Genomic DNA, 11,391 nt, shown 5'->3' with positions numbered 1-11,391 from the left:
CACAGGAAAGATAAGGTCGACCTACGGGAGACATTATCTTTGCGAAAGTAATGCGCAGCATTATTGAGCAGAAGGATTTACGAGCGAACGCTTCTCCAAATACTTAGTTTGATCACTGATTTTTGAATGTTGTAAAGATATTCTCCTTTTAATTCGTAATGGGTTAATAGACTTCTTCAACACTCTGAAAACCGGACAGCCACCTGGGCTGTCCGGTTTTAAATTGATTTTAATATCTTCAAAATTGATGTTTCGTAAATTTCTTGAATGAATATAACTTGAGAAATTGGTTAGGCTATTTCTGGTCAACGATTGCCGTACATTTCCGATGTGTTGCGGGAGTACAATTCGATGATATTGCCAAATGGATCTTCGGTGTAGACGAGATAATGCGGCTTGCCTTTATTGACGTTCCACATCTTGCTGCGCTGGCGCCCGCCATGCTGGACAATCTGTTCAATCGTCTCGACGATGTCATCGACAACCAGGGCGATATGGAAGAATCCCGCATGACGCGGCGGCTCTTCAGAAAAAGAGGGGTCCTGGAATTCGAATAATTCGATGCCGAAGCCGTCGGAAGACATGAGGTGGACGTTGCGCATCTTGCGGATATCGGCCCCTTGAAGGTCGGTCGTCATGGAACCGGGGCCTTCCGCTTCTGCATCGAAATCAAACGGCCCCGCCAAAATATGAAAGTCGAATACTTTCCGGTACCATTTAATTGCCTTATCTAAATCGGGGACCGCCAGCCCCACATGCGTAATTGCTGCCATGATGATTCTCCTCCTTTTTGCTGTATTGATTCTGTACCCTTCCGGGGGCGGGAATATGCAGGAAATTGCACGTCCAAAGGAATTAACCCAAAATAGTTGTTGCCAGACTGGATTTTTAGTATTATAATAAGCAATTGTGAAATTCTGAAATGAGGGTCCTAATATGAAAAATTCCATCTATGGATTGACGATAGAACAATTAAAAGATTGGTTTGTAGAAAATGGCCAAAAGAAATACCGTGCGGAACAAGTGTGGGATTGGCTTTACATCAAACGTGTCACTGAATTCTCGGAGATGAAGAACCTGTCGAAGGATTGCATCGAGCTTTTGGAAAACAATTTTGCGATCCGTACATTGGACCAGGCAGTCAAGCAGGAATCGTCCGATGGCACGATCAAATTCCTTTTCCGTTTGCAGGACGGCAACTTGATCGAAACGGTTCTTATGCGCTTTAAATACGGCAACTCGGTATGTGTTACGACACAGGTCGGCTGCAACATCGGCTGCAGTTTCTGCGCCAGCGGCCTGTTGAAGAAAAGCCGCGACTTGAACGCAGGCGAAATCGTCGAGCAGATCATGCAAGTGCAGGCGCATTTCGACGCGGAGAAAAAAGACGAGCGCGTCAGCCATATCGTGGTCATGGGCATCGGTGAACCGTTCGATAACTATACGAACCTGATGGATTTCCTCCATGTCGTGAACTCCCAAAAAGGGTTGGCGATCGGAGCGCGCCATATCACGGTTTCAACGAGCGGCATCGTGCCGAAAATCTACGATTACGCGGATGAAGGCTTGCAAGTCAACTTGGCGATCTCGATCCACGCGCCAACGAACGAATTGCGTTCACGCATCATGAAGATCAACAAAGCATACCCGATCGAGAAGCTGATGGCTGCGATCGATTATTACCTGGAAAAATCAAACCGCCGCATCACGTTCGAGTACATTTTGCTGCGTGATGTCAACGACCATGTCGAGGAAGCGAACAAGCTGGCGAAATTGCTTGAAAACAAGCGCCACTTGTCTTACGTCAACTTGATTCCATACAACTCGGTCGATGAGCATGACCAGTACCAGCAAAGCACGCCTGAAGCGATCAGCGCATTCTTTGACGCGTTGAAGAAAAAAGGCATCAATTGCGGTGTCCGCCAAGAACAAGGCGCCGATATCGACGCGGCTTGCGGACAGCTTCGCAGCAAGCAGATCAAAAAAGAGAAGAAACCGGCAACGGTCTAATCGCGTGACAGGCAAAAAGCCCCCGAATGATTCGGGGGCTTTTTTTGTTGGGCGCAACGATAAAAAGCTTGCAACCTTATTGGCTGCAAGCTTTTCATTATTTTCCGCCGGACTGCAGATTGATGCCTTGGATAAAATACTTCTGGAAAAAGAAGAAAATGATGATGACTGGCAGCAATACGAGCAGCGAGCCGGCCATGAGATAGTTCCATTGGGTATTGAGCTGGCCTTTGAAGACCTGCAAGCCGATCTGGAGGGTGTACAGGTTCTCGTCGTTCAGATAGAGCAGCGGCCCAAGGAAGTCGTTCCAGGCGCCGTTGAACGAGAAGATGGCGACGGTGGCGATGGCCGGTTTGGTAAGCGGCAAGCCGATCTTGCGCCAAATGTAGAAATGGCTCGCGCCTTCCATCTTCGCGGCTTCAATCAATTCATTCGGTATTGTCATATAGAATTGTCTGAGCAGGAAAATGTTGAACGCGCTACCAAAGAAGGCGGGGACGATCAAAGGATAATAGGTGTTGACCCAGCCGAGTTTTGCGAACAAGACGTATTGTGGGATCAAGGTCACGAATCCCGGGATCATCATGGTCGCCAACACGATCGCAAACAGCACGTTGCGCCCCCGGAACGGAATTTTGGCAAAACCGTATGCGATGAATGAATTCGACAGGACATTGCCGATGACGACCAGGGTGGTGATGACGAGCGTATTGATCGTGTATTGGGTAAACGGGGCCGCTTCCCATGTCCGGATGTAATTGGACCAATTCCAGGATTCCGGGAAGAAGGTCGGCGGGAAGGACATGACTTCCGCCATCGTCTTCAAGGAAGTGGAGAACATCCACCATAATGGCGACAAGATCATCAGGCTCCCTGCAGCAAGCAGGACGAAATTGATGAGCCTGAGCATTTTTTTACGATTTCCATGATGCTCGAAATAGCTTGGATTCTTGATGTCCCTGGCTGTGCCCGCTTCCTCTATGTAACGGGTATCTTGTTGTGGGGAGGTCATCGGTTATCGCCTCCCTCATAATGGACCCAACGCGGAGCAAGCTTCAAATTGATCATGGTCAGGATGAAAACGATGATGAATAGGATCCAGGACATCGCCATCGCGTAACCCATATTGAAGTTCTCGAAAGCCTGGCGCCACATGTATAGATTGTAGAACAATAATGAGTTTGCAGGACCGCCTTCGCCGTTGCTCGACATGACATAAGCTTCCTGGAAGATCTGGAAGCCGCCAATCAAACTGGTCACCACATCGAAGAAAATGACCGGCGTGATCATCGGCAAGGTAATATGGAAAAACTTTCGAAATGTATTGGCGCCGTCGATTTCCGCCGCTTCATACAGCGTCTTGGATACGCCTTGCATACTCGCGAGATACAATAGCATCGCGCCGCCGACACTCCATAATTTCATGAAGATCAGAGAAGGTTTGGTCCAGGCAGGGTCGAACAGCCAATTGGGCCCATCAATGCCGAACCAGCCGAGGACTAAATTGATCATTCCGGTACCTGGATCAAGCAGTTGCATCCATAGCAGGTAAACGCCGACCCCCGACAGGACAGCAGGCAGGTAGTATAGCGTGCGGAACACGCGGATGCCCGGTACGTCCTGGTTCAGGAGCGCAGACAGGAAAATGGCGCCGATCGTCGTCAGGGGGACGGAAAATAGCACATAGTACAAAGTATTCCAGAGGGATGTCCAAAACAAACCGTCTTCCGTGAAGAGCCCTTGATAGTTTTCGGTTCCGACAAAGTCCATCTGGGATGTGATGTTGTAATTCGTAAAACTAGCGAACAGTGAGAAGAGCAGGGGCCCCGCCGTAAAAGCAAGAAACCCGATGATCCACGGCATGACGAAAATATAGCCGTACATCGTTTCTTTCCGCCGCATAGCGGACTTTGTTTTAGCCAAGCGAAGCCCTCCTTACTCGCGTGTGTTTTTTTCGACCAGTGATTCGACATCGGCCTGTGCTTCTTCGAGCGCTTGTTTCGGCGTCTTCGAACCAAGGAACACTTCATCGATTTTCGGGTTGACACTGCCCATGAAGTCAGGTGCAGATACCGGTACCGGGGTAAGGAGCGTATCGCGCATATACTCAGTTGCCATGCTGTAGACCATGGTGCCGTCTTCGGTGAATTCATCAGACTCCGCTGCATTTTCGGCGGCTTCGATATTGGCGACATTGTCGAAGTTCTGGACGGCCCAGTATTCCTGGGCTTCTGCCCCCGTCAGGTACTTGATGAATTCATAGGAAGCTTCGGGATTCGAAGCGCCGGCTGGAATCTCGGCAACAAATCCGCCGCCCCAGCTTGTGTGGCCATTGCCTGGCTCCATCTCCGGCAATTTCGCCACGCCGAAGTTCAAGTCATCTGCATAATCGCGGATTTGGGTATAGAAAGTCGGTGCGCTGACGTACATGCCGAGGCTGCCGTTGAAGAACGGGTTGCCTTGCTGGCTGTCGATTTGGGCTTTATAGGAATTGATGACATCGTCGCCGTACTTATCTTTCCACCCTTTCAGCCATTCCAGCGTCTCGAGGTTGGTTTCGGTATCGATCAGGACCTCGTTGTCCCCGTTGATGAAATTATGGCCATTGGCATTCAACATCCACACGTCGTAATTGATGCCCCATAATGGGTAAAAGCCGATCCGTTCGTAGTCATCGCCGTTTTTCACATCCAACTTCGCGGCATATTCCTCAAGCTCGTCCCAAGTAGCAGGCGGCTGTTCCGGATCGAGCCCCGCTTCTTCAAATGCGTCTTTGTTGTAGAACAGCACACGCGTATCGGTGTTGAATGGTATGCCGTATGAATCGCCTTCATAAAGTGTGGCATCCCAAAGCTCTGGATAGAACTGTCCCGAAATATCGTCTTCTGACAGGAATTCGGCCAGGTTCATCGCCTGGTTCTGTTCGCCGCGGAGAGCGGTCGTATTGATGTCGTTGATGACCACATCAGGCGGGTCACCGGCTGCAATCGCCGCCAGCTCCTTCGTCCAGATGTCCCCCCAAGGCAGATATGTATGCTGGACTTCGATCTCATCCTGGGATTCATTGAAATCGGTGATGATTTTTTCAATAACCGGGCGCCGGATTTCGGAACCCCAGAATGTCCAGAAATCAAGTACGACTTTCCCATCCTCATTTTCGGTGGCGCTGTCGTTGCTGTTTCCGGTTTGGAACCCTGCACATCCCGTAAGAAGCAGTGAAGAGGCCAAAAACGCTGCGGGTAAAGTATACATTTTCTTCATGATTTTTCTCTCCTTTTCGATATCTTTGATAACCATAAATTTCGCCTTTCAAAATAATGGTCAATAAGAAGTGAAGGAGCTCGCTATTCATGTCTCTAGTAGTACAGAATATTCCAGCTTCATTAGGGATGAGTATACCGTAGTGGCCATCAATTGCCAAATATATATTTGTAATTTACTGCATATTCTCTATAATAGAAGAAAAAGTATTAAAGGAGACTGGACATGGCAGAAATCAAGATTGACCATTTAGGAAAAAGGTACGATAAGGGGGCACTGGCCGTCAGCGACTTCAATTTACATATAAAAGATGAAGAATTCATCGTGTTTGTCGGTCCTTCGGGATGCGGGAAATCCACGACTTTGCGCATGATTGCAGGGTTGGAGGAAATCACGGAAGGCGAATTTTTCATCGATGGAAAACGCATGAACGATGTGGAACCGAAAGCACGGGATATCGCCATGGTGTTCCAAAACTATGCATTGTATCCGCATATGACCGTCTATGAAAACATGGCATTTGGCTTGAAGCTTAGAAAGTTCAAAAAACCGGAGATCAAGCGCCGTGTAGATGAAGCCGCAGCGATCCTTGGCCTGGAAGAATACTTGAACAGAAAACCGAAAGCGCTCTCAGGCGGGCAGCGCCAGCGTGTGGCGCTCGGGCGCGCCATCGTCCGCGACGCCAAAGTGTTCCTGATGGATGAGCCTTTATCGAATCTGGATGCGAAATTGCGTGTGCAGATGCGTGCAGAGATTTCCAAACTGCATAACCGCTTGAAGACGACCACGATCTACGTGACCCATGACCAAACGGAAGCGATGACGATGGCGTCACGCATCGTGGTCATGAAAGACGGCTTGATCCAGCAAGTGGGGACGCCGAAAGAAGTCTATGATTTCCCGGAAAATCGCTTTGTCGGCGGGTTTATCGGTTCGCCGGCGATGAACTTCTTTGAAGGCAAGCTGGTCGATGGCGCTTTCGCGATTGGAGAAAAGAAGATGGCCATTCCAGCAAAACTATTGGATGTGCTGAAAGCGGAAGGGTATGACAACAAACCGGTCACGCTCGGCATCCGCCCGGAACATATCCATGTCAACAACGAAGACCTCTCCGGCATTCCTGCAAGCGAATTCGATGCCACCATCACTGTCTCTGAATTGACAGGGGCAGAGACGATTCTCCATGCGGTCTATGAAGACCAGGAATTCATCGCCCGCGTCGACGCATCGACTTCGATCGAAGCAGGCCACCAAGCGACACTCGCCTTTGATATGGCGCATGTGCATTTCTTCGATGCGGAAACAGGAAACCGCATCAAAGCATTGGAACGCGCAGAAATGACTGTCTGAAATCCATAGGCCCCGACCGGCTCAAACGCCGGCCGGGGTTTTTATGTTTATGCAGTGCAGCGTAGAAATGAAGGGCAGGTAAAGGCCGGCACCTCCTCAGGGGCATTCCGGCTAGAAGTATGCTTTATCGCGACTGATGGTATGCATTTCACCGTGCAAAGCGTGAAATTGGAAAAAAATGCAGTGGTTCGAAAAGCGGAAGTTTAGAGTGAGGGATTAGGGGAAAACAAATTAACATAGAGTTTTCAAAAAAAGGAGTGGACACAGAATGGTGAAAATTGCAGTTGAACATCCATTTACATCCGTACGCGATGCATTAGTACAAAAAGGGTATCGCGCAGAAATGCTTGAAAAGAAAACAGATGCAACGGATTATGACGTAGTGGTCGTCCGTGACCAGGAAGATCTGACGGATTTCCACATGAGCGTTTCCTTAGTCGAAGCAAGAGGGCGTACGTTGTTTGAGATCGTGGAAGAAGTGGAAGAGCGACTTGTGCGCCAAGGCAAGATCCAATCCCCTGCACCAATGGCGCCGGAGTACGGTTCTGAATCAGGTGGAGGCGGCGGAAGCTTCGTGGCTGGGGCTGTGACAGGCGCTTTGATCGGTGCTGCAGCTGGCCTCTTGCTTGCGCCTAAGAGCGGCAAGGAATTGCAGGAGCAGGTCAAAGCGAAAACTTCGGATTCCAGCGAAAAGATGAATTCTTCCATAGAGCAGGCGAAAGTGAAAGCCGATGAACTGAAAGCGAAGCGCGAAGAAAAGAAAGAAGAAAAAGAATTGAAGAAACAAGAAAAGGCGATTGAAAAAGAAGCGAAACAGCAGGAAAAAGCTGAAGAAAAAGAAGAGAAGAAAGAAGAAAAAGCCCAAAAAGAGCACGACAAGGCTGAAAAGAAAGTGGAAAAAGAAATCAAGAAAGCCGAGAAAGATGCCGGCGGCGTAGATGTCGTGGAATTTGGCGAATCATCCATCGGCAAAAATTCAGATGGCGAGATCAAAGTCGAGCCGACTGATGCCAAAAAGAACAATTAATGATGAATTGAGGCCTCCCGCAGCTGCGGGAGGCCTTTTGTTATTCAGTTGCCACTTCGTCAACAGAATCATGAGGCGTAGGTTCCGGGACGAAGATAAGGACGACCAGCCCAATGATGAAGAGCACGACCAAACTCAATACCCCGAAGCTGGAGTTGCCGGTAATCTGGGAAGTGACGCCGACAAGCAAAGGGCCTGTGATTGCGGCAAACTTGCCGAAAATATTGTAGAAGCCGAAAAACTCATTGGCGTTTTGCTTTGGCACCAACTTGCCGAAATACGAACGGCTCAGGGCTTGGATGCCGCCTTGGCTGGTGGCGACCATCATCGCAAGTATCCAGAAATCCAGGATGGTCTCGATGAATACTGCGTAAATGCATACAGCAATATAGACGAAAATGCCGACATACAGCATTTTCTTGCCAGTAAACCGGTCAGCCAGTTTGCCGTAGAGGATCGCAAATGGCGCGGCTACCACTTGCGTAGCGAACAAGACGATCAATAGGCTCGTCGCACTCAACCCAAGGTCCGTCCCGTAAGCGGTGGACAGCGAGATGATCGTGCCGACGCCGTCGATGTAGAAAAAATACGCGATCAGGAACAGGAACAAGGCACGGTACTGCCGGATTTCCCGGATGGTCTTATTTAAGCGGCGGAAGCTTTGGGCAACCGGGTTCGCTTCGCGTTTGATGAAATGCTTTTGCTTCACATGGCGGAACAGCGGAATCGAGAACAGGACCCACCAAGCGGCGGTAATCAGGAATGCAAGCCGGCTCGCGTTCGTGACAGACAGCGGCAAGGCGCCGTTTTGGGCAAGCAGGATGATCAGGATGGCGAGCGCAAAGGGAATGGTCGAGCCGATATAGCCGAGCCCGTAGCCGAACGCGGAAACGCGGTTCATGCGCTTTTCGGTCGTGACGTCGACAATGAACGCGTCATAGAACAAGTTGGCGCCGGTTGCGCCGAGCGCTGCGAATACATAACAGGCCAAAAGCCAGAACCACTGGCCTTCCGGGACGAATGCGAGCATCGCTGTCGAAACCGTGCCCAGCAGGAAGAACCCCGTGAAAAATTTCTTCTTCATTCCTTCATAATCGGCAATCGTGCCGAGCAGCGGGCCGAGCATCGCCAGGATGAAGGTGAAAATAGCGATTGTATAGCTTAAATAAGCGGTGGAATCCGCAAGTTCCACGCCGGCGTCTGTAGCGGCTGCCTTGTAGAAAAGCGGAAACACGGCGGTCGTGATGATGATGGAATAAGCGGAGCTGCCCCAATCGTAGAATGCCCAGCTTTTTTCAGGTTTCGTAAACTTCGCCATAGCCGAAAGCCCCCTTTTCATTAAGTCCATTGTACAAGATAGTTCTAAAAAAAGTCATTTTTGCCTGAATATTTGCTGAAATTTTACAATGAGAATTCCCGCAAACCCGAACTTCCCCGATTGAGGCGAACTCGGGATTCCGATAAACTGGGAAAGAAAGCGAGTGAATGGGATGAAATTGGTGTCATGGAATGTAAATGGCCTGCGGGCCGTGATGAAAAAAGGTTTTATGGATTTCTTTGAAGCAGTGGACGCGGACATCTTGTGTGTCCAGGAGATCAAATTGCAGGAAGGGCAAATTGATTTGGAGCTTCCGGGATATCATACGTATTGGAATTATGCAGAAAAGAAAGGTTATTCCGGGACAGCGATTTTCACGAAGCACGAGCCATTGGATGTCCGTTACGGAGTCGGCCTCGAGGAACACGATGCAGAAGGCCGGCTCATCACATTGGAGTTTCCTGAATTTTATTTGGTCAATAGTTATACGCCGAATTCCCAGCACGGGCTGTTGCGCCTTGCATACCGCCTGCTATGGGAAGATAAGTTGCTTTCGTACATCCAGCAGCTGGACCTCGAAAAGCCGGTCATTCTGTGCGGCGATTTGAACGTAGCCCATCAGGAAATCGATTTGAAAAATCCGAAAGCCAATAAAAAGAATTCAGGCTTCACGCCGGAAGAACGCGGCAAGATCAGTGATTTCCTCGGCAGCGGATTCGTCGATACGTTTCGCCATTTCCATCCAGATGAAGGCGGCCATTATTCATGGTGGTCTTACCGTTCGAATTGCCGCGAGAAGAATATCGGTTGGCGCATTGATTACTTCATCACTTCCAACCGCCTGATCGGAAAAATGAAAGGCGCATCCATTCATACGGAAGTGTACGGATCGGATCATTGCCCGGTGGAACTGCAATTAGGCGATCTAATGGATTGATGGCTTATTCATGAATATGCATCGTTTAAACGGAAAAAACCGGCAAGCCTGAATCGCCTTCAGGCTTGCCGGTTTTTGTCTCATTATAAAGTTCCACGTGAAACATTTATACATTCATGACGCGCTGTGCCAGGCGTCTGCAATTGTCCTGGTCGAAATAGTCGATGTATTCACCGGCTTTTCCATACCATTCGTTATGCGTAATATTGTTTTCGACCATATAGGAAAGCGTGCGATAGACCTCTTCAACCGTCTTCGATTTATAACCGTACAGGTCTTTGTCGAGGTCGAGGTAGGAGCCGCGCTTTTCCGTGTATTCCTGCTGGTCGAACATGAAGAAAATGATTGGTTTATTCAAATACAGGAAGTCCCAGGAAACGCTGGTGATGTCCGTCAAAAGCATATCGTTTTCCTCAATCGACCGCTCGATGGAAGCGTGATTAAAATCCAGGAATTCGATTCCGTAATCCTGGTCGGCAAGCGGAAAGAAATGTTCTTCAAAGCGTTTCATGAATGGGTGTAATGCGATTTGAAGGTGGATCCCATTGGATTTCAGCAGTTCGCGTATCCCTTCGTGCTCCAATAAACCGATCGTGCTGCGGAAGTAATTGCTTTCGAGAAATTCTTCCCTTGAGAGATCAAACAACCATTCACGCCAAGTCATCATCATGAGGATGCGCTTCATTTCTTTAGGCGGCTGGTTTGGCAAGTAACGGTCAAAGCGGGGAAATCCGGTGATGATGAGTTTTTCTTCAGGGATTTTCCATTTGTCGCGTTTCAATTCGTATTCATAGCGCGAGGCGCAGTTGAAATAATCTGTCCGCTTGAGGAGCGGGATGTCTTCTTTTTGGATGAGGATTTTCTTGAAGCCCTCGATGCCGTGGCTGACATGCGTAATGACCGTCCGACGGTTCAAGTTCAGGAATTTGTCGGCCGATGGCACGATATCATAAAGCAGTGAATGCCCATGGAACGTATAGTCGGCGCGGAAGAACAATAAGTAATTGCGGAAGCTGCCAAGCGGCACGGCATTTGGGATCCGGCCGTTCTTCGCATAGTCGGTCGACGGGTCAAACATCCAATAGGCCGTGACTTGATCGGCGTGGTTATTCACCAGATATTTATGGAAAACGGAAGCATTGTCTTCATATTTTTCTCCGAGGTTTCCTCCTACCAGGGCGATTTTCGGGCCTTTTGCATTCCGGTAAAACCGGGATAGAAGATAGGCCGCAGATACTTTCAAAAAAACTTTCAAAGGGTCCCATCTCCCTTTCTCTTTCAAGGTAACACTCATTTCCAGCCCTGCTTTCTGTAAGTCGATTCCATTCTAGTTTTCCATATCCCGCGGTATTTGTCTATTCCAAGAGGGGAGTGCCGTTTTTTATGGACTAGAAAATCTCCTGATTCGGGGGCGGTTGTGTCTAACGGCTGATTTAACGGAAAACAGGTTTAGCGGAAGGCGGGAGTGGGAAGAGGGAAATGATGGCA

10 protein-coding genes are annotated in these 11,391 nt (G+C 49.1%); 4 read left to right on the top strand and 6 right to left on the bottom strand.

The genetic code is table 11. The features are described from left to right. Positions 1-305 precede the first annotated feature (305 nt). Positions 306-773, bottom strand: a complete 468-nt coding sequence (locus BBI15_RS14295; protein WP_068870553.1) for a VOC family protein — start codon at positions 771-773, stop codon at positions 306-308. A gap of 163 nt (positions 774-936) precedes the next feature. On the opposite strand from BBI15_RS14295, the gene rlmN reads away from it, so the two are divergent. Beyond that, positions 937-2,010 (top strand): dual-specificity RNA methyltransferase RlmN, encoded by a 1,074-nt coding sequence (gene rlmN, locus BBI15_RS14290; RefSeq protein ID WP_068870551.1) that lies wholly within the window; start codon positions 937-939, stop codon positions 2,008-2,010. A 97-nt stretch (positions 2,011-2,107) separates the two neighbouring features. On the opposite strand, the gene BBI15_RS14285 is transcribed toward rlmN, so the two are convergent. The 3 genes from BBI15_RS14285 to BBI15_RS14275 all read right to left on the bottom strand — a co-directional run bounded on the left by BBI15_RS14285 (position 2,108) and on the right by BBI15_RS14275 (position 5,271). After that, positions 2,108-2,920 carry a carbohydrate ABC transporter permease gene (locus tag BBI15_RS14285; protein WP_068872614.1) on the bottom strand — a complete coding sequence of 271 codons (813 nt, stop codon included), beginning with the start codon at positions 2,918-2,920 and terminating at the stop codon, positions 2,108-2,110. Between the two features lie 98 nt (positions 2,921-3,018). Then, complete coding sequence (locus tag BBI15_RS14280; protein ID WP_068870549.1) at positions 3,019-3,933, bottom strand: carbohydrate ABC transporter permease; 915 nt, start codon at positions 3,931-3,933, stop codon at positions 3,019-3,021. A 12-nt stretch (positions 3,934-3,945) separates the two neighbouring features. Next, the gene (locus tag BBI15_RS14275; RefSeq protein ID WP_068872613.1) at positions 3,946-5,271 is read right to left on the bottom strand and encodes an ABC transporter substrate-binding protein; all 1,326 of its coding nucleotides are present in this window, start codon (positions 5,269-5,271) and stop codon (positions 3,946-3,948) included. Positions 5,272-5,496: 225 nt separating this feature from the next. On the opposite strand from BBI15_RS14275, the gene BBI15_RS14270 reads away from it, so the two are divergent. Beyond that, a complete protein-coding gene (locus BBI15_RS14270) occupies positions 5,497-6,621 on the top strand; it encodes an ABC transporter ATP-binding protein (protein WP_068870547.1) in 1,125 nt (374 codons plus the stop codon). A gap of 268 nt (positions 6,622-6,889) precedes the next feature. Then, the gene (locus tag BBI15_RS14265) at positions 6,890-7,648 is read left to right on the top strand and encodes a YkuS family protein (protein ID WP_068870545.1); all 759 of its coding nucleotides are present in this window, start codon (positions 6,890-6,892) and stop codon (positions 7,646-7,648) included. Positions 7,649-7,688: 40 nt separating this feature from the next. Here the strand turns inward: BBI15_RS14265 and BBI15_RS14260 are convergent, their stop codons facing one another. Beyond that, complete coding sequence (locus BBI15_RS14260; protein WP_068870544.1) at positions 7,689-8,966, bottom strand: MFS transporter; 1,278 nt, start codon at positions 8,964-8,966, stop codon at positions 7,689-7,691. 172 nt (positions 8,967-9,138) lie between these two features. Here BBI15_RS14260 and BBI15_RS14255 point away from each other — a divergent pair, with 172 nt between their 5' ends. Next, on the top strand, positions 9,139-9,903 hold the full coding sequence (locus BBI15_RS14255) for an exodeoxyribonuclease III (RefSeq protein WP_068870542.1): 765 nt from the start codon (positions 9,139-9,141) through the stop codon (positions 9,901-9,903). Between the two features lie 106 nt (positions 9,904-10,009). On the opposite strand, the gene BBI15_RS14250 is transcribed toward BBI15_RS14255, so the two are convergent. Further along, on the bottom strand, positions 10,010-11,158 hold the full coding sequence (locus BBI15_RS14250) for a CDP-glycerol glycerophosphotransferase family protein (protein WP_237150880.1): 1,149 nt from the start codon (positions 11,156-11,158) through the stop codon (positions 10,010-10,012). Positions 11,159-11,391 lie beyond the last annotated feature (233 nt).

The organism is Planococcus plakortidis (assembly GCF_001687605.2).
Lineage (GTDB): Bacteria > Bacillota > Bacilli > Bacillales_A > Planococcaceae > Planococcus > Planococcus plakortidis.
This window is presented reverse-complemented; position numbering and strand designations above follow the sequence as displayed.